The organism is Arthrobacter horti (genome assembly GCF_030731045.1).
GTDB lineage: Bacteria > Actinomycetota > Actinomycetes > Actinomycetales > Micrococcaceae > Arthrobacter_E > Arthrobacter_E nanjingensis.
In genome coordinates this window covers 49,905-68,549 of sequence record NZ_JAVALS010000008.1, presented here as the reverse complement: position 1 = coordinate 68,549, position 18,645 = coordinate 49,905, and the positions used below count along the sequence as shown (strand labels likewise).

The following is an 18,645-nucleotide window of genomic DNA, read 5'->3' as shown; positions in this document are numbered from 1 at the left end:
GGGCACCCCACAAGGGCGCCCGGCCTTTCTCACGCCTTCTGCGGAACCGCGAGCCGGCCCAGGGCTTCCAGGACCACCTGGCGGTCCGTGGTCGCCCAGAAGGGCGGGAGCGTGGACCGGATGAAACCTCCGTAGCGTTCCGTGGCGAGCCTCGAATCCAAGACAGCCACCACGCCTTTGTCCCCCGTGGCACGGATCAGACGCCCCGCGCCCTGTGCCATCTTGATGGCGGCGCTGCTGGCGGAGATCGCCATGAACCCGTTGCCGCCGTTCTGTGCCACGGCACGGGACCGCGCCGTGTTCAGCGGATCGTCCGGACGGGGGAAGGGGATCCGGTCCATGATGACCAGACGGCAGGAGTCTCCCGGGACGTCCACGCCCTGCCACAGGGTCAGCGTCCCGAACAGGCAGGCGTCGCGGTCCTCTGCGAAGTCCTTGATGAGGGAACTCATGGTGGCCTCGCCCTGGCACAGCACCGGAACGTCCACATGCTCCCGGACATAGTCCGCCGCTTCCTCCGCGGCCCGGCGGGAGGAGAACAGGCCGAGTGCTCCTCCGCCGGAGGCCTTGATGAGGTCCACCACTTCCTGGAGGGCTTCCGCGCCGATGCCGCGGCCGGGCTTAGGCAGGTGGCGGGCCACGTAAAGCATCCCCTGCCGCGGATAGTCGAACGGCGATCCGACATCCACGCCCTCCCAGTCCGGCGCACCGGGGCCTTTGAGCCCGACGTCGCCGGCGGCCTGGTCGAAGGCGGCGCCGATGGCAAGGGTCGCCGACGTGAGGATCGCGGTGTGCCCGTCGAACAGTCCATCGCGCAGTTTCATGGCCACGCTCAGGGGCGCGACGGTCACGGTGGCGGGTGCGTCGTCGTCGGCCGGGCGGTAGCCGGCACCAGGCTCGAAGGTGCCGGTGCGGGTCAGCCACACGACCTCCTGCCGCTCCCCCACCACGAGCAGGCGCTCGCTCACCTCCAGCAATTGCGTGAGGCGCGACCGCGCCGCCTGGAGCGCGCCGTCGGCAGGCTGGCCCTGGTCCGGTTTGGAGTCGGAGAGCGCGGCGCGGCACGCCTCACGGACGGCGTCGATCGCCAGGCCGAGCGGCTCGTCGATTCCCCTGGCCAGCAGGCCCGTGGGGAGCGGCGCCAAGGCGTCCTCAAGGCCCCGTGCGGCCGATTCCAGTGCACCGATGTCGATGTGGGCGTGCCGCCGGGCGGCGCGTGCCGCGGCCGTCACCATTGCCTCGGAGAGCTGCCCGGTCACGGCGCCGGTGACGCGGTCCTGCAGCTCATGCGCCTCGTCCACCACCACGACGTCGTACTCGGGCAGTACGGCGACGCCTTCGAAGGCGTTGATCGCCAGCATGGCGTGATTCGTCACGATGACGTCGGACTCGGCGGCGACGGCACGTGCCCGCTCGCTGAAGCACTCCTCCGCCATGGGGCACTTGGCCGGGCCGATGCACTCGAGCGCGGTCACCGAGACCTGCCGCCAGGCACGCTCGGAGACGCCGGGCGTGAGATCGTCCCGGTCCCCCGTGTCCGTCTCCTGGGCCCAGTCGCGCAGCCGCAGGATCTCCCGCCCCAGCTGGGTGCCCGGGCCGCTTCCCAGGCCCGGGCCGGTGGAGGAGCTGAAGAGCGCGCCGTCCGCGCCGACACCGAAGAGCTGGTCCTCTGCCGGGTCCTCCTCCGGGAAGCCACCGCCCACCTTGTGCATGCACAGATAGTTCGACCGGCCCTTGACCAGGGCGGTCTTCACGGGCCGGGGCAGTTCGGGGTCCAGGGCCTTGAGCAGGCGCGGGAGGTCCCGCCCCATGATCTGGGCCTGAAGGGCGAGCGTGGCCGTGGAGATGATGGCGCGGTTGCCGTTGCGAACGGCATCATCGATCACCGGGACGAGATAGCCGAGCGACTTACCGGTGCCGGTGCCGGCCTGGACAAGCAGATGGCGCTGCTCGTCCAGTGCCGAAGCGACCCGGCTGACCATCTGGTGCTGCCCGGTGCGGCTCTGGCCGCCCATGGCGGACACCGCAGTGTCCAGGAGCGCCAGCGCCCGCCGCACGGCGGGGCTGTCCTCCCCGGGTTCCTGGTCTTCCGGGCGGCCTGCGGTGGACGTCTCACTCATGGATGACGAACTGCTCCAATTCCGCGGCCAGCGACTGCCGCACGATGACACGGACCAGGCTGCCCTCGCCTGTGTGTTCGATCGAGAGGATCTCCGATTCACCCTCGTGCAGCTTGTTCAGCACGTCCCCGCGCTGATACGGCACCAGGAGCTCCATCCGCACGTCGGGGCGCGGGATGGAGCGGCTGATCTCCTCAAGAAGTTCCGGGATCCCCTCGCCGGAGCGGGCGGACACCACCAGGCTGCGGGGTTCCCGCTGGCGCAGGCGCTCCACCACGAACGGGTCTGCGGCGTCGGCCTTGTTCAGGACGATGATCTCCTGCACCTTGCGGGCGTCGACTTCGGTGAACACCTGCCGTACCGCGGCGATCTGCCCTTCAGGATCCGGGTGGGACACGTCCACCACGTGGAGGATGAGGTCGGCGTCCGCCACCTCCTCCAGGGTGGAGCGGAAGGCCTCCACGAGCTGGGTCGGCAGGGACCGCACGAAGCCGACCGTGTCCGCAAGGGTGTAGGTGATCCCGTCCGGGGTCTGCGCCCGGCGGACGGTGGGATCCAAGGTGGCGAACAGGGCGTTCTCCACCAGGACGCCCGCGTCCGTGAGGCGGTTGAGCAGCGAGGACTTGCCGGCATTGGTGTACCCGGCGATGGCCACGGAGGGGATCTCGTTCCGCTTGCGGTTGGCGCGTTTGGCCTCCCGGGCGGGCTTCATCCCCTCGATCTCCTTGCGGAGCTTCGCCATGCGGTTGCGGATCTTCCGGCGGTCCAGTTCGATCTTGGTCTCACCGGGGCCACGGGAGCCCATGCCGGCGCCGGCGCTGCCCACCTGGCCACCGGCCTGGCGGGACATCGATTCACCCCAGCCACGCAGTCGCGGCAGGAGGTACTCGAGCTGTGCCAGTTCCACCTGGGCCTTGCCCTCGCGGCTCTTGGCGTGCTGCGCGAAGATGTCCAGGATGAGGCCGGTCCGGTCGATGACCTTGACCTTGACGATGTCTTCCAGGGCACGGCGCTGCGAAGGCGCCAGTTCGGAGTCCACCACCACGGTATCGGCGCCGGTGGCCATCACGATGTCCCGGAGCTCCAGGGCCTTGCCGGACCCCAGGAAGGTGCTGCCGTCCGGCTTCTGGCGCTTCTGCACCAGACCGTCCAGCACCTCGGATCCTGCGGTCTCCGCGAGTGCGGCCAGCTCCCGCAGGGAGTTCTCCGCATCCGCCAGGGTGCCCTCGGTCCAGAGGCCGGCCAGGACCACCCGCTCCAGGCGCAGCTGCCGGTACTCGACTTCGGTGACGTCCTCGAGTTCCGTGGAGAGGCCGGCGATGCGGCGGAGAGCCCGGCGTTCCGCGAGGTCCTCCTGAGCGCCGTCGTAGCTGCTGTGCTCCTTGTCCAGGCTGGACAGGGCCTGGGCCTTGCCGCCCAGGAGTCCGGCACGCTCGTCGAGCTGCTCCGCGGCGGCCGTGCCGGCGGCGTCCGTGGCCAGGATGCGGTCGATGACGGCCTGCATCTCCTCCGGGCTCAGTTCGGAACCGGGTTGAGTCTTTTCGGTCATGTTCTCCCTCGAAGCGTTCGGTCCCATGGTAGTCGGCGGCACCGACGGAAACGGGACGGGATGAAAGGGATGCGGAAGGACTGTCAACAGCCTGCCGGAGACGCCTTGCGTCTGGAGGCCGGATGGTTTCCTGTGGTGCGCACCCCGGAAGTCGGATCTGATGAATCAGCGGGTTCGCGGTCCTCGACTGGCACGGGGCGAGTGGTCCCTGAGGGTCCGTTTCGCAGGCCGGGAGGGGTCACAGGAAAATCAGCATTCAGCAATTCTACCAGCTCTTCCGGTCCCGGACCGCCGACTAGTCTTTACTCCCATGGAGTCCGCACATTACTTCAGCGCCGAGCCCGCCGGGGAGTTCGTCCGTAAGCCCCTCCGGGTCACCCTGGACGGCCGGGAACGGCAGCTGCACACGTCCTCCGGGATCTTCAGCCCCGACGGCGTGGACAAGGGGACGGCCGTCTTCCTGGCCGACGTCCCGGAGCCTCCGGCCGAGGGCTCCTTCCTGGACATCGGATGCGGCTGGGGACCCATCGCTCTGACGCTGGCGCTGAAGTCCCCCGCGGCCCGTGTGACGGCGGTGGACGTGAATCAGCGCTGCATCGCATTGACCCGGGAGAACGCGCTGAGTCTGGGCCTGGAACACCTGACAGCGTCGCTGCCGGACGACGTGGACCCCGCGCTGGGCTTCGACCTGATCTGGTCCAACCCGCCCATCCGCATCGGCAAGGCCGAACTTCACGAGCTGCTGCTGCGCTGGATCCCCCGGCTGAACCCGGGCGGCGAGGCGTACCTGGTGGTGCAGAAGAACCTCGGCTCCGACTCCTTGCAGAAGTGGCTCGCGGAGTCGCTTCCGGCCGGCTTCGCTGTCAGCCGCTTCGCCACGGCGAAGGCCTTCCGGACCCTGCTGGTGCGCCGCGAGAGCTGACTGAGCTGACGTCCGACTGGGGCAGAGCGGCTGGGTGGGGCCCCGGCCGCGAGGGGCCCACCCTGAGCGAAGCGAAGTGTGGGAGCGGCTGGGGATCAGCCGAGCCGGCCGCGGGCCACGATCGTGGCGGGGCCGCTGAGGATCACGTGCTCGCCGTCCGCACCGGCCGGCAGGAAGGTGACGCCGACGACGCCGCCGGGCACGCTGACCTGCCACTGCGCCGGCGCTGCCGGGCCGGCCCAGTAGCGGATCGCCGCAGCCGCGGCGCACGCACCGGTGCCGCACGACTGGGTCTCCCCCACGCCCCGCTCGTGGACGCGCATGCTGACCCGCCCCACGCCGTCGTGCACCAGCGGCTCGGCGGGCACGACGAACTCGACGTTCGTCCCGTGCGGCGGCAGTGGGTGCACCGTGGGGATCTCGGTGAGCGGCAGGGCGGACAGCTCGTCCAGCCCGGCGAGGGCCAGCACGGTGTGCGGGTTGCCCATGGTGATGGAGAGCGCGGGCCGCTCGCCCTCGAGCCCCCGGGCGCTGACGATGGAGTCGACGGCGCGTTCTTCGGCCTCCTCCGGGTGGATGAAACCCCAGGGTCCCATGTCCACGGCGTATCCGCCGGGGATGCGGGTGACCTCCTTGACGCCCGCGCGGGTGCCGATCCTCAGCGATCCGCCTTCCGGCAGTTCGGCCAGCGAGGAGTCCAGGAGAAAGTGCACGAAGGCGCGGACCCCGTTGCCGCACATCTCCGCGATGGAGCCGTCGTTGTTGCGGTAGTCCATGAACCACTCGGCGTCCGGATCGGTCTCCAGCAGGGCCTGTCCCTCGGGCAGGAAACGGGATGGCACGGCCCGGATGAGGCCGTCGCCGCCGATGCCCTGGTGACGGTCACACAGCACCGCGACCTGTTCGTCCGTCACGTCACGGACGCCCTCGGCGTCGGCGATCAGCACGAAGTCGTTGCCGGTGCCATGCCCCTTGGCGAATTCCAGGCCTCGCAGTCCGGCGAGGACGGTGGGGGCGTGCATGGCAACAGTTTCAGTCATACTCCCAAGGATAGCGTCGCGCGCTCCACCAGGTCCGGGGCCATCCAGTCCAGCCAGCGGATGCGCGGATCGGCCCGGAACCAGGTCAGCTGCCGGCGGGCGAACTTGCGCGTGGCGACGATGGTGTCCTCAACGGCTCCCGCCTCGGTGATCAGCCCGTCCTGGGCCGCGAGGAACTGGGCGTAGCTGATCGCACGGGAGGCGGTCTTCCCGTCCCTGAGCCCGGCGGCATCGAGCCTGCGCACTTCCTCGCCCAGGCCGGCGTCGGCCATGCGGTGGACTCGCAGCGCCAATCGTTCCTTGAGCACCTCCCGGTCCGCCTCAAGCCCGATCTGGACCGTCGGCTGCACGTACTCGCGCTGCGGCATGAAGGAGCTGAAGGGCCGGCCGGTGAGCCGGTGGACCTCCAGGGCCCGGATCACCCGGCGTTCGTCGCCGAGGCGTTCGGCGCTCACGGGGTCGACGGCGCGCAGCCGCTCACGCAGGGGCGCCAGCCCGCGCTCGGCGGCCTCAGCCTCCAGCGCGGCGCGGACTTCAGGGTCGGTGCCGGGGAATTCGAGGACGTCCACGGCGGCCCGCACGTACAGGCCGGATCCGCCCACCAGGATGGGGACCCTGCCGCGGCCACGGATCTCGGCCATGAGTTCACGGGCCTGACGCTGGAAGTCGCTGACGCTGGCCTCTTCGGTGACGTCCAGCGTGTCCAGCAGGTGATGCGGGATGCCGCCGCGCTCGGCCAGGCTCAGTTTCGCCGTGCCGATATCCATGCCGCGGTAGAACTGCATGGCGTCCGCGTTGATGATCTCGCCGTCCAGCCGCTCGGCGAGGCGGATGCCCAGCTCGGACTTCCCGGTGCCGGTGGCGCCGACGACGGCGATGAGCGGCAGCGCGACACCGTTGCGAGCCGCGCTGCTCGCCGAGGGAAGAGTCACCGGACGGGCGTGGGCAGCTTCGGCATGCCGAGCAGGACGCCCTTGCCCGGCACGGTGCCTGCGGTGCCGGTTCCGGGCACGCCGCAGGACTCGGCCTGGGAGCGGTCCCAGGCGTCGCCGGCGCGGGAACGGCGGAAACGGTAGTCGGCCGGTGTGGCGGGATCGGCGACCAGGTGGAAGGCAGCCGCTTCGGTGATGGTGACGGTGACCAGGTCGCCGGGGCGCGGCACCTCCGCGCCTTCCGGGACGCTGAAGTGGACCAGGCGCTGGTCCTGGGAACGGCCGCTCAGGCGGTGGGTCTGTTCCGACTTCCGTCCGCTCTGTGCCGCGACCAGGACCTCGACCTCGCGGCCCACCTGCTTGGCGTTCTCTTCGGCGGCGATACGGTCCTGCAGGGCGACCAGGCGCTCGTAACGCTCCTGGACCACGGCCTTGGGCAGCTGGTCCGGCAGATCGGCGGCCGGGGTGCCCGGGCGCTTGGAGTACTGGAAGGTGAAGGCCGTGGCGAAGCGGGACTGCTCGACGACGTCCAGGGTGGCCTGGAAGTCTTCCTCGGTCTCACCGGGGAACCCCACGATGATGTCCGTGGAGATGGCCGCGTGCGGAATGCGCTCACGCACCTTGTCCAGGATGCCCAGGAACTTGGTGGAACGGTAGGAACGGCGCATGTCCTTGAGGACCTTGTCCGAACCGGACTGCAGTGGCATGTGGAGCTGCGGCATGACATTCGGTGTCTCCGCCATGGCCTCGATGACGTCGTCGGTGAAGGCCGCCGGGTGAGGGCTGGTGAAGCGGACGCGCTCCAGTCCTTCGATCTGGCCGCAGGCGCGCAGCAGTTTGCTGAACGCCAGGCGGTCGCCGAACTCCACTCCGTAGGAATTCACGTTCTGGCCGAGCAGCGTGACCTCGATGGCACCGTCGTCCACCAGGGCCTGGATCTCGGCCAGGATCTCACCGGGGCGGCGGTCGCGTTCCTGGCCGCGCAGGGACGGGACGATGCAGAAGGTGCAGGTGTTGTTGCAGCCCACGCTGATGGACACCCAGCCCGAGTACACGGAGTCGCGCTTGGTCGGCAGTGTGGACGGGAAGACCTCGAGCGATTCGAGGATCTCCAGCTGGGCCTTCGAGTTGTGGCGGGCGCGCTCGAGCAGCGCCGGGAGGGCCCCGACATTGTGCGTGCCGAACACGGCGTCCACCCACGGCGCCTTCTGCAGGATGGTGTCGCGGTCCTTCTGGGCCAAGCAGCCGCCGACGGCGATCTGCAGGTCCGGGTTCTTCTCCTTCAGGGGAGCAAGCTGGCCCAGGTGGCCGTACAGCTTGTTGTCCGCGTTCTCGCGGACGGCGCAGGTGTTGAAGACGATGACATCCGCCAGTCCCTCCGTCACCGGAACCATGCCGGCGTCCTCCAGGAGGCCTGCCATGCGCTCCGAATCGTGGACGTTCATCTGACATCCGAAAGTCCGTACCTGGTAGGTGCGGCGGTTCGTATCCTGGGCGTCCTCGAATGCAGGACGGCCGTCAGGGGCCAGGGCGACGGGAGAAGGGAGGGTGGTGCTCACCCTTACAAGGGTACCGGGGCCTCCGCACGGCACGGGCCGGTGTCATTCGTCCGCGTCCCACTCCTCCGGCTCCCGGTCCAGTTCCTCCGCGACCACGGAGAAAGCGGTCCCGGGAGAATGGCCCTTGCGCACCAGCATGGCCACGAGCCTGCGGGTGTGCTTGTCCCGCTCCTTGCGGTCCAGAGAACCCCGGTCCACCCGGGCGAGCTTGCGCGCCACCAGATGCTGAGCGGACTCGCGTTCGGCGTCCTGGCTGAGCTGCTCCAACGCCTCGGCGATGAGCGGCTCCGCGACACCCTTGTCCCTGAGTTCCCGGCGCAGTGCCCCGGAACCGAGGTGACGGTGTTCCGAGCGGCTGCGCACCCAGAGTGCGGCGAACTCCCGGTCGTCGATGAGCGTGAGCTCCTCGAAGCGGTCCAGAACCACTCGAGCAGCGGCCTCCGGGACCTCGCGGTCCTTGAGCTTCACGGCCAATTGATGCCGGGTCCGCGGGCCCGCGCTCAGTTGACGCAGCACGATGGCCCGCGCCACGGACTCAGGGTCGGCGTCGGCATCGGAATCCCGCTCGTCCTCGGGGAACGGCGGCTCCCCGAACGCCTCCTCCTCCGGGGGCGGTTCCAGGTCCAGCGGTGGCGGACCGTCGAACATCGTCTCCAGAGACGGCGGCGGTTCGGCAGTGACGGCGTCCTCGCGCATGAAAGGGTCTTCCAGGACGGCTCGGCCCGTGCCGCGGGCCCGGCCACCACGCCGCCCCGCCTTCGGTCCGCTCCGGGACCGCCTCCGGGCCGCGGTGCCGTCCACGTTCCCTTCCGGGGTACCGTGGCCCCCGGTGCCGCCGTCCGGAGCCTGACTCCAGGGAAGCTCCCGGGCGGGCCCCGTCGGCTTGGACAACCGGGAAGCGGGCTGGAGCCCCGGCATGGGCATGCCGGGGCTCCAGGATGAAGCACCTCGTGAGGTCTGATCGCCACTCACGGATTCAGCACCTCCATGATCAGAGTCCGTCAACGGCCTTCAGCTTCGGGTTGTCTTCCTCGGCCGTCGCGGCACTCGGGCCGACACCGAGCTTCTCCTTGATGAGGCGCTCCAGCTCGTCCGCCAGGTCGGGGTTGTCCCGCAGGAAGCGCCGCGAGTTCTCCATGCCCTGACCGAGCTGGTCACCGTCATAGGTGTACCAGGAACCCGACTTCTTGATGATGCCGTGCTCCACGCCCATGTCGATGATGCCGCCCTCGCGGGAGATGCCGTGGCCGTAGATGATGTCGAACTCCGCGGTCTTGAAGGGCGGGGCCATCTTGTTCTTGACGATCTTCACCTTGGTGCGGTTGCCCACGGAGTCCGCGCCCTCCTTGAGGGTCTGGATCCGGCGGACATCGATACGCACGGAGGCGTAGAACTTCAGCGCCTTACCACCCGTGGTGGTTTCCGGGGAGCCGAAGAAGACGCCGATCTTCTCACGCAGCTGGTTGATGAAGATTGCCGTGGTCTTGGTCTGGTTCAGACGGCCCGTGATCTTACGGAGGGCCTGGCTCATGAGGCGGGCCTGGAGGCCGACGTGGCTGTCACCCATCTCGCCTTCGATTTCCGCACGCGGCACCAGGGCGGCCACGGAGTCGATGACGACGATGTCCAGGGCGCCGGAGGAGACCAGCATGTCCATGATCTCCAGGGCCTGTTCACCGGTGTCCGGCTGGGAGACCAGGAGGGCGTCGGTGTCCACGCCCAGCTTGGCCGCGTACTCCGGGTCCAGCGCGTGCTCGGCGTCGATGAACGCGGCCAGGCCGCCGGCACGCTGTGCGTTGGCCACGGCGTGCAATGCCACGGTGGTCTTACCAGAGGATTCCGGACCGTAGATCTCCACCACGCGGCCACGCGGAAGTCCTCCGATGCCCAGGGCCACGTCCATGGCGATGGAACCCGTAGGGATGACCTCGATGGGTGCCCGGGTGTCGTCACCCAGACGCATGATGGATCCCTTGCCGAACTGCTTATCGATCTGGGCCAGCGCCGCCTCGAGAGCTTTGGCGCGGTCCGGTGTTGCTGCCGCCATGACATACCCCTTGTTTCATTCGCGATCCCGGCGGGGCCCGCGACGTTGATGACCTGAGTCCTGAACCACCCGACGGTTCGCCGTGTGGCCTCATTTCCGAGAGTAGATGCGGGCACTGACATTAATTCCCGCGAGCCGCTCCATGTGGACAACCCGGCCGAGTTTTTTCCTGGATTCGAGCTTAGCCCCATTCGAACAACTATTCGAATACTTGCCGGCGTGTTGCCCGGAACCGCTCCGCTCAGCGGCCCCGGACGGGCTTGGGTTCCTTCCCCAGACGCCGTTGCTCCGGCACGTCCTGGGCCTCGCAGACGGCGATCCAGACGGCCTTCAGATCCCAGCCGTCAGAGATGGCCTGCAAGGGTGTCCGGCTGCCCAGCTCCCGGAGCGCCAGGCTCCCGGCGAGATGCCGCGAATAGGCGGCCCCGAACTCGTCATCCATCAACTGCCAGAACTGAGAACGTCGCACTGCCCCAGCTTCTCACGGGGCCCGGGTCAGCCCCCAAACTGCCTACCACCGGGCGTTCCGCTCACTGACCCTCGCGCGGACGCTCAAGCCGGGTCCCACGCCGCTCGGCCCCCACGCGTACTAACCTTAGGAGCATGACTGCTTCACCGGGCGACGGCCCGTTCACCCCTGACGGGGACACGGACCTCGACCAGGCGATTCACGCCGTAGAGCACCAGCTGAGCCTCCTGTGGCGGCGCGGCAGAGCGGTCTCCCTGCGGCTCTCGCGCGAAGTCCACCCGGACCTGGATCCCTCGGCCTACGGCCTGCTGACCATCCTGCGCCAGCACGGCGCGATCCGCCTGACCGAGCTGGCCTCGCTCATCGGGGTGGGCAAGCCCACCGTCAGCCGGCAGGTGGCCTTTCTCATCAGCCTCGACCTGGTGACCAAGGACGCCGACCCACAGGACGGCCGGGCGTGGCTGCTCCGGCTCACGGGGCACGGCGAGGCCACCATGGCCCGGGTGCAGGACGCTCGCCGGGCGATCTTCCGGCAGCGGCTGGGCGAGTGGGACGCCGGCGAACTGGACGCCCTGGCGGAGAACCTGGGGAAGCTCAACACCCTGTACGAGCGCGACGGGCTCTGAGGCCCGGAGACGACCAATGCCCGGTGACGCCTGAGGCGCCACCGGGCATTGTCGTCTGTCTTCGGACCGGACCGCTGGATCAGCGGCTTCCGACGAGTTCCAGTTCGTCTCCAAGGCCGCGGCCGTAACGCTGGGCGAAGTCCTGAGGGACGGTGTCCGGCACGGCGAGGCCTTCGGCCACAGCAACCCGGTCGCTGACCTCGCGGAGCATGCTGGAGAGCGGGACGTCGAGGGCGGTGCAGATCGAGGAGAGCAGTTCCGAGGAGGCTTCCTTTTGGCCGCGCTCCACTTCGCTCAGGTAGCCGAGCGAGACGCGTGCGCTGTGGGAGACTTCCCGCAGGGTACGCCCCTGACGCTGGCGGACATCGCGGAGGACATCACCGATTTCGTGACGCAGGATCACCATCTTGCGCTCCTTCGCTTCGTGCTGTGCCGGATCGAGGAGGCCCACATCCTTCCAGCGGACCACGCCGTTCACGGATACGGGCTGCTTGACCATGTGTATCGCTCGCTCCTTCTTGCAGGCCCAAGGCCTGTTGTCATCCTATGGCCATCACTATCGTGATGGCGACACTAAAGTAACTTCTCGCCCTGGGCTTTTGTTCCCCCGCAGTCATTTTCCAGACAACTCACGGAGAGCGTCCAGCAAGTGGCCCACGGCCGCGCTCAGGGCCGCCTCCCGGATCCGCGGGCGGTCCCCGTCGAACTGATGCGCGTATCCACGGCTCCCGGACGCGTCCGCGATGCCGATGAACACCGTTCCCACGGGCTTGCCGTCATGCGGGTCAGGACCGGCCACACCGGTGGTGCTGACCGCGACATCCGCGCCGCAGGCCGTCCGAGCGCCGGCCGCCATGGCCCGCGCCACGTCCAGGTCCACCGAGCCTCTCTCGGCCAGGAGCCCGGCCGGGACGCCCAGGACCTGCTCCTTGACACCGTTGTGGTACGCCACCACTCCCCCGCGCAGCGTGGCTGACGCGCCGGGCACGTCGGCGATGCGCGCTGCCACCAGGCCTGCCGTCAGGGATTCCGCGGTCGCCGTCGTCAGCCCGAGGGAGACGGCCAGCGCCACGGTCTCCCGCACGACGGCGTCCAGCCCGCCCGCCGCTGCGCGGCCGGCTTCCGCGCTCCGCGGCTCAGCCACGGGAACCTCCCCGGATAAGCTTCACCGACTGGACCACGTACTGCAGACCGGTCACTACAGTGACGGCCACCGTCAGCATGAGCAGGACGAACGCCACCACACCGAGCCAGCCCCACAGGGCCGTGAACGGCAGGAGGTAGAGGAACAGGACCACGGTCTGCAGGATCGTCTTCAGCTTGCCTCCGCTCGAGGCGGGGATCACGCCGTAGCGGATCACCACCAGCCGCAGCAAGGTGATGCCCCACTCCCGGACCAGCATCACCACGGTGGCCCACCACGGGACCTGCCCCAGGATGGAGAGGATCACGAACGCGGTGCCCGTCAGGAGCTTGTCCGCGATCGGGTCCGCGATCTTCCCGAAGTCGGTGATGAGCCCGCGCTTACGGGCGATGTCCCCGTCCAGCTGGTCGGTGTACATGGCGACGACGAAGACTCCGAGCGCCGCCCAGCGCCAAGGCCCTTGGGCGCCGGCGTCGGCGAGGAGGAACCAGGCGAAGAAGGGCACCATCACGATGCGGAGCATGGTCAGGATGTTGGGCAGGTTCCAGACCTGCGAGGAGGAGGTACTGCTCACCCTCCCAAGGCTACCGCCCGGTCAGCTGCCAGGCGTCCTCGCCGCCGTCGTCGTCATCGCCGTAGTCCACCGCCTGCGTGCGGTTGTCCAGGTCCTGCTGGACGAGGTCCACCCCGTAGTCCACCGCCTGCGTGCGGTTGTCCAGGTCCTGCTGGACGAGGTCCACCCCGTAGTCCCCCATCTGGTGGTTCGCGTTGGCGTTGTCCGCCAGGGCCTGAGCGCTGCTGTCCGGAACGGACTGCGCGTCGTCGCCGCGGATGGTGGCCAGCACGGCGGCCAGGTCATCCGGCTTGACCAGGACGTCACGGGCTTTGGAGCCCTCAGACGGCCCGACGACGCCACGGGACTCCATGAGGTCCATGAGCCGGCCGGCCTTGGCGAAGCCCACGCGCAGCTTGCGCTGCAGCATGGACGTGGAGCCGAACTGCGTGGTGACCACGAGTTCGGTGGCCTGCAGGAGCAGGTCCAGGTCGTCCCCGATGTCGTCGTCGATCTGCTTCTTGGGAGCCTCCGCGGCCACATCGTCGCGGTACGTGACGGACAGCTGCCCCTTGACGTGCTCCACGACCTTGTGGATCTCCGACTCGCTGACCCAGGCGCCCTGGACACGCATCGGCTTGGAGGCGCCCATCGGCAGGAACAGGGCGTCACCCTGGCCGATGAGCTTCTCCGCACCCGGCTGGTCCAGGACCACGCGGGAGTCCGTGACGGAGGAGGTGGCGAAGGCCATACGGGACGGGACATTGGCCTTGATGAGGCCCGTGACCACGTCCACGGACGGGCGCTGGGTGGCCAGTACCAGGTGGATGCCGGCGGCGCGGGCCAGCTGGGTGATGCGGACGATCGAGTCCTCGACGTCGCGCGGGGCCACCATCATGAGGTCCGCGAGCTCGTCCACGATCACCAGCAGGTACGGGTACGGCTTGATGACCCGTTTGGAGTCCGGCGGCGGGACGACCTTGCCCGCGCGGACCGCCTTGTTGAAGTCGTCGATGTGCTTGAAACCGTAGTTCGCCAGATCGTCATAGCGGGCGTCCATCTCGCGGACCACCCACTGGAGGGCCTCGGCGGCCTTCTTCGGGTTGGTGATGATCGGCGTGATCAGGTGCGGCACGCCCTCGTAGGCGGTGAGTTCCACGCGCTTGGGGTCCACCATGACCATGCGGACCTCGTCCGGGGTGGACCGCATGAGGATGGAGGTGATCATCGAGTTCACGAAGGACGACTTGCCGGCACCCGTGGCACCGGCCACGAGCAGGTGAGGCATCTTCGCCAGGTTGGCCACCACGAACCCGCCCTCCACGTCCTTCCCGACGCCCATCACCATGGGGTGTTCGGTGCGGCGGGCGTTCTGGCTGCGGAGGACGTCTCCCAGAGAGACGGTCTCACGGTCCGTGTTGGGGATCTCGATGCCGATGGCACTCTTGCCCGGGATGGGGCTGAGGATGCGCACATCGGAGCTGGCCACGGCGTAGGCGATGTTCTTCGACAGCGCGGTGACCCGCTCCACCTTGGTGCCCGGGGCGAGCTCGATCTCGTAGCGCGTCACGGTGGGACCGCGGCTGAAGCCGGTCACGGCGGCGTCGACGTTGAACTGGTTCAGGGTGTCGGTCAGGGCGGCGACGACGGCGTCGTTGGCCTCCGTGCGTTCCCTCGGCACGGTGCCGGCCACCAGCGCATCGGCATTGGGCAGGGTGTACGTGACGTCCCCGGCGAGGGACAGCTGTTCTGTCCGCTGCGGGATCGGTGCCGGAATGGGGGCCTTCTGAGCAGGCTCCTCGGGCACCGGTGCGGCGAAGACGGTGGTGGGGGTGACGGCCGGGATGGCCTGCGTGGCAGTGTCATCCTGGCTCTGCCCGGCCCCGAGGCCCTGGCGCTCCTTGATCCGTTCGCGGGCCATCTCCGACTGCGTGGGGCGGCGGACACCGGCCGGCACGGCCGGGACGGAAGGCTTGCGCACGGCGCCTGCAGCATCGTCGTCGTCGACCACCGCGTGCTCGAAGGCCTCATCGCCCGCATAGCCGTCCACGCTCTTCTCCGCGGCGTCCGCGTCCTTGCCGAAGAGGCGGCGCTTCCGGGGCGCCTTGGCCGGCTTCGGGTCGTGCTCGTAGAGGTAGCTGCGGTCGTGGCCGTCCACGGGCTCCCGTTCCAGGTCCATGCCCATGAGGTGCTCGTACGCCTCACGGATGCGGCGCGGGATCGCCGTGAAGGGGGTCGCGGTGACCACCAGGACCGAGGTGAAGGCCAGGAACGTGTACAGCACCATCGGGACGGCCGGGTGCACGGCGGCCAGAGGCGAGCCCACCAGGAAGCCCACCATGCCGCCTGCCCTGCGCACCCCCTCGAAGCCGTCGAACGGGCTGGGCTGGCCACCGATGACATGGGCGAGCCCACAGCCGGCGATCGTCATGATGATGAAGCCGATGCCGATGCGGTTGTTGCTCCGAGTGTCCTCCGGATGACGGAAGAGCCGGATCCCGCACGTGGCCAGCATGAGCGGCAGGAGGTAGGTCATCCATCCGAAGGTGCCGTTGACCACGGAGGCGACCAGTGCGGGCAGCGCACCGTTCAGGCCCCACCAGGCGAAGGTGGCGATGAAGACGGCCAGCAGCAGATTGAACAGGGCCGCGCCGTCGCGCCGGATGCCCGGATCCATGCCGCTCACATCGCGGCCGATGCGGCGGATTCCGGCTCCGGCGCCGTGGGCGAGGCCCAGGTAGGCGCTCGCCAGGGCACGGATCAGCCACGGCTGGTCACCGCTTCCCGCACTCTGGTGCCGGGCGGGCGCAGCCTTGGAAGAGGCGCTCCGCCCGGTGCCGGTCCGGCCGGTGGAGCTTCCGCTTCTGCTCTTCGTGGTGCCTTTAGGCGCGGAGGGGGTACGAGTCGCCATACTCCTACGCTAACGCAGGAAGGCCCCGGAACAGTGGACATCCTCCCCACATGCTCCGAGGCCCTCCGTCGCGGCTGGCTCAGGCCTCCAGGACCACCGGGATGATCATGGGGCGCCGGCGCAGCTTGCGGTTCACCCAGGTGCCGATCACGCGGCGCACCACCTGCTGGAGCTGGTGCGTGGTGTGGTCCTTGCGGTCCGCGACGGCCTCTTCCAGGGCGGCGTTGATCTTGGGGATGATCTCCTGGAACACGTCGTCGCCCTCGGCCACGCCGCGGGCGTGGATCTCGGGGCCGGAGACGATCTTGCCCGTGGTGCGGTTGATCACGGTGATGATGGAGATGAAGCCCTCATCACCCAGGACGCGGCGGTCCTTGAGGTCCGCATCGGTGATCTCGCCGACACTGGAGCCGTCCACGTAGACGAAGCCGACCTCCACCTGGCCCACGATGTTGGCGAGGCCGTCGTGCAGGTCCACCACGGTCCCGTTGTCCGCCAGGACGATGTTCTCCGTCGGGACGCCGGACTCCTCGGCGATCTTCCCGTTGGCGATCAGGTGACGGGTCTCGCCGTGCACGGGCATGGCGTTGACCGGTTCGAGGATGTTGTAGCAGTACAGAAGTTCACCCGCGGCCGCGTGGCCGGAGACGTGCACCTTCGCGTTGCCCTTATGGATCACGTTCGCGCCCAGCTTGAGCAGGCCGTTGATGATACGGAACACGGAGTTCTCATTGCCCGGGATGAGGCTGGAGGCCAGGATCACGGTGTCCCCCTGACCCACGGCGACGCGGTGGTCGCCATTGGCCATGCGGGACAGTGCGGCCATCGGCTCGCCCTGGGAACCGGTGGACATGAGCACGATCTTGTTGTCCGCGAACTTGTCGATGTTCTTGAGGTCCACCAGGATGCCGTCCGGCACCTCGAGGTAGCCGAGCTTCGCGGCGATCTGCATGTTGCGCACCATGGAACGCCCCACGAAGGCCACGGAACGCCCGTGCTTCTTCGCGGCGTCGAGCACCTGCTGCACGCGGTGCACATGAGAGGAGAAGGAGGCCACGATGATGCGCTTCTCGGCCTGGCCGAAGACGCGGTCCAGGGTGGGGCCGATCTCCTTCTCCGCGGTGGTGAAACCGGGGACTTCGGCGTTCGTCGAGTCGGACATGAACAGGTCCACGCCCTCCTCGCCCAGGCGGGCGAAGTGGCGGAGGTCCGTGATGCGGCCGTCCATCGGCAGCTGGTCCATCTTGAAGTCGCCGGTGTGCAGCACGGTGCCGCCGGCGGTGCGGATGAACACGGCCAGGGCGTCCGGGATGGAGTGGTTCACCGCCACGAATTCGCAGTTGAACGGGCCGAACTGCTCCACCTGGCCCTCTTCCACCACCATGGTGTACGGGCGGATACGGTGCTCCACCAGCTTGGCCTCCACCAGGGCGAGCGTCAGCTGGGAACCCACCAGGGGGATGTCGGCGCGCCGCCGCAGCAGGTACGGCACGGCACCGATGTGGTCCTCGTGACCATGGGTCAGCACCACGGCCAGGACGTCATCCAGGCGGTCTTCGATGTAGCTGAAGTCCGGCAGGATCAGGTCCACGCCGGGCTGGGTCTCCTCGGGGAAGAGCACGCCGCAGTCGACGATCAGCAGCTTGCCGCCGATCTCGAACACGGCCATGTTGCGCCCCACCTCACCCAGGCCGCCGAGCGGCACGATCCGGAGGGTGTCCTTCGGCAGGGCCGGAGGCGTGGTGAGGTGCGGGAACGCGAGTTGGGTCATGTCAGGCTACTTTCCGGCGGCAGCCACGCAGGTTCCGGGATGTTCTAGCCCAGGACCCATGCGGCCTCCGCCAAGTCTTCACGAATGATGGTCTGCTCCGCGTCATCCAGCTGCACGAGCGGCAGCCGGACACGCGAGTTGGGCAGGACGTTCTGCCACTGAAGAATCTGCTTTGCCGCCACGGCGCCCTGGGCGCGGGTCATGGTGGCACGGACCACGGGCTCGAGCTCGAAGTTCAGAGCGCGGGCGGTGGCCAGGTCGTTGGCGTTCACGGCGTCGATCAGCGCGCGGAACTTGGCGGTGGCGACGTGGGTGGTCACACCCACGAGTCCGACGGCGCCGAGGGCCATCCACTCCAGGGTGAGGCCGTCGTCACCCGAGTAGAAGACCAGGTCCGTCTCCCGCATGACGCGGGTGGCCTTGGCGAAGTCGGCCTTGGCGTCCTTGACGGCCACGATGTTGGGGTGCTCGGCCAGGCGGATCATGGTCTCCGGCGCGATCTCCACGGAGGAGCGGCCCGGGATGTCGTAGAGCATGACCGGGAGCTCGGTGGAGCCGGCCACGGCCTCGAAGTGGGCCTTCACACCGGCCTGGCTCGGCTTGTTGTAGTACGGGGTGACGATCAGCAGGCCGTCCACACCGAGCTCGGCGGCGCGGCGGGAGAGCTGGATCGAGTGCGCGGTGTCATTGGTGCCGGTGCCGGCGATGATCGCGGCACGGTCCCCCACTGCCTCCTTGACGGCGCGGAACATGCCGAGGTTCTCCTCGTCCGTCAGCGTCGAGGTCTCACCCGTGGTGCCGGTGACCACCAGGCCGTCGCAGCCGCCGTTCACCAGGTGCTCGGCGAGTTCGGCGGCTTTCTGGTAATCCACCACGCCGTCGTCGGTGAACGGGGTGACCATGGCGGTCAGAAGAGTTCCGAGGCGGGGGGTGTGTGTACCAGAAACAGCCATGTCAGTAGATTATCCCGAATCGGCAGGTGCACAGAAACACGGCCCGTAT

General features: G+C 68.7%; 16 protein-coding genes. 2 read left to right on the top strand and 14 right to left on the bottom strand.

Features of this window, described 5'->3' with window-relative positions; translation table 11 throughout:
* Window positions 1-29 precede the first annotated feature (29 nt).
* Entirely contained in the window at window positions 30-2,120 is a 2,091-nt protein-coding gene (locus Q9R02_RS11910) for an ATP-dependent DNA helicase (protein WP_305996912.1), read from the bottom strand.
* The gene (gene hflX / locus Q9R02_RS11905) at window positions 2,113-3,669 is read right to left on the bottom strand and encodes a GTPase HflX (RefSeq protein ID WP_305996911.1); all 1,557 of its coding nucleotides are present in this window, start codon (window positions 3,667-3,669) and stop codon (window positions 2,113-2,115) included. Before hflX ends, Q9R02_RS11910 begins: the two co-directional genes overlap by 8 nt.
* Window positions 3,670-3,979: 310 nt before the next feature.
* Here hflX and Q9R02_RS11900 point away from each other — a divergent pair, with 310 nt between their 5' ends.
* The gene (locus Q9R02_RS11900; RefSeq protein WP_305996910.1) at window positions 3,980-4,591 is read left to right on the top strand and encodes a class I SAM-dependent methyltransferase; all 612 of its coding nucleotides are present in this window, start codon (window positions 3,980-3,982) and stop codon (window positions 4,589-4,591) included.
* Between the two features lie 95 nt (window positions 4,592-4,686).
* On the opposite strand, the gene dapF is transcribed toward Q9R02_RS11900, so the two are convergent.
* The 6 genes from dapF to Q9R02_RS11870 form a co-directional block, all read right to left on the bottom strand.
* On the bottom strand, window positions 4,687-5,631 hold the full coding sequence (gene dapF, locus Q9R02_RS11895) for a diaminopimelate epimerase (protein ID WP_305996909.1): 945 nt from the start codon (window positions 5,629-5,631) through the stop codon (window positions 4,687-4,689).
* Complete coding sequence (miaA, locus tag Q9R02_RS11890; protein WP_305996908.1) at window positions 5,628-6,563, bottom strand: tRNA (adenosine(37)-N6)-dimethylallyltransferase MiaA; 936 nt, start codon at window positions 6,561-6,563, stop codon at window positions 5,628-5,630. Before miaA ends, dapF begins: the two co-directional genes overlap by 4 nt.
* Window positions 6,560-8,122, bottom strand: a complete 1,563-nt coding sequence (gene miaB, locus Q9R02_RS11885; RefSeq protein WP_425279270.1) for a tRNA (N6-isopentenyl adenosine(37)-C2)-methylthiotransferase MiaB — start codon at window positions 8,120-8,122, stop codon at window positions 6,560-6,562. Before miaB ends, miaA begins: the two co-directional genes overlap by 4 nt.
* 42 nt (window positions 8,123-8,164) lie before the next feature.
* Entirely contained in the window at window positions 8,165-8,818 is a 654-nt protein-coding gene (locus Q9R02_RS11880) for a regulatory protein RecX (protein ID WP_305996907.1), read from the bottom strand.
* A gap of 295 nt (window positions 8,819-9,113) precedes the next feature.
* Window positions 9,114-10,169 carry a recombinase RecA gene (gene recA, locus Q9R02_RS11875; RefSeq protein ID WP_305996906.1) on the bottom strand — a complete coding sequence of 352 codons (1,056 nt, stop codon included), beginning with the start codon at window positions 10,167-10,169 and terminating at the stop codon, window positions 9,114-9,116.
* 241 nt (window positions 10,170-10,410) lie between these two features.
* Window positions 10,411-10,638, bottom strand: a complete 228-nt coding sequence (locus Q9R02_RS11870; protein WP_305996905.1) for a DUF3046 domain-containing protein — start codon at window positions 10,636-10,638, stop codon at window positions 10,411-10,413.
* Between the two features lie 134 nt (window positions 10,639-10,772).
* Here Q9R02_RS11870 and Q9R02_RS11865 point away from each other — a divergent pair, with 134 nt between their 5' ends.
* Window positions 10,773-11,264, top strand: coding sequence for a MarR family winged helix-turn-helix transcriptional regulator (locus tag Q9R02_RS11865; RefSeq protein WP_305996904.1), 492 nt, complete (start codon window positions 10,773-10,775; stop codon window positions 11,262-11,264).
* Between the two features lie 79 nt (window positions 11,265-11,343).
* On the opposite strand, the gene Q9R02_RS11860 is transcribed toward Q9R02_RS11865, so the two are convergent.
* From Q9R02_RS11860 to dapA, 6 genes are all read right to left on the bottom strand, one after another.
* Window positions 11,344-11,763 carry a helix-turn-helix domain-containing protein gene (locus tag Q9R02_RS11860; RefSeq protein ID WP_305996903.1) on the bottom strand — a complete coding sequence of 140 codons (420 nt, stop codon included), beginning with the start codon at window positions 11,761-11,763 and terminating at the stop codon, window positions 11,344-11,346.
* Window positions 11,764-11,877: 114 nt separating this feature from the next.
* A complete protein-coding gene (locus tag Q9R02_RS11855; protein WP_425279271.1) occupies window positions 11,878-12,408 on the bottom strand; it encodes a CinA family protein in 531 nt (176 codons plus the stop codon).
* On the bottom strand, window positions 12,401-12,982 hold the full coding sequence (gene pgsA, locus Q9R02_RS11850) for a CDP-diacylglycerol--glycerol-3-phosphate 3-phosphatidyltransferase (protein WP_305996902.1): 582 nt from the start codon (window positions 12,980-12,982) through the stop codon (window positions 12,401-12,403). Before pgsA ends, Q9R02_RS11855 begins: the two co-directional genes overlap by 8 nt.
* A gap of 10 nt (window positions 12,983-12,992) precedes the next feature.
* Window positions 12,993-15,872: an FtsK/SpoIIIE family DNA translocase gene (locus tag Q9R02_RS11845; RefSeq protein WP_305996901.1), complete on the bottom strand. Its 2,880-nt coding sequence runs from the start codon at window positions 15,870-15,872 to the stop codon at window positions 12,993-12,995.
* Between the two features lie 79 nt (window positions 15,873-15,951).
* Window positions 15,952-17,643 (bottom strand): ribonuclease J, encoded by a 1,692-nt coding sequence (locus Q9R02_RS11840; RefSeq protein WP_305996900.1) that lies wholly within the window; start codon window positions 17,641-17,643, stop codon window positions 15,952-15,954.
* Between the two features lie 44 nt (window positions 17,644-17,687).
* Entirely contained in the window at window positions 17,688-18,596 is a 909-nt protein-coding gene (gene dapA / locus Q9R02_RS11835; protein WP_305996899.1) for a 4-hydroxy-tetrahydrodipicolinate synthase, read from the bottom strand.
* Between the last annotated feature and the right edge of the window lie 49 nt (window positions 18,597-18,645).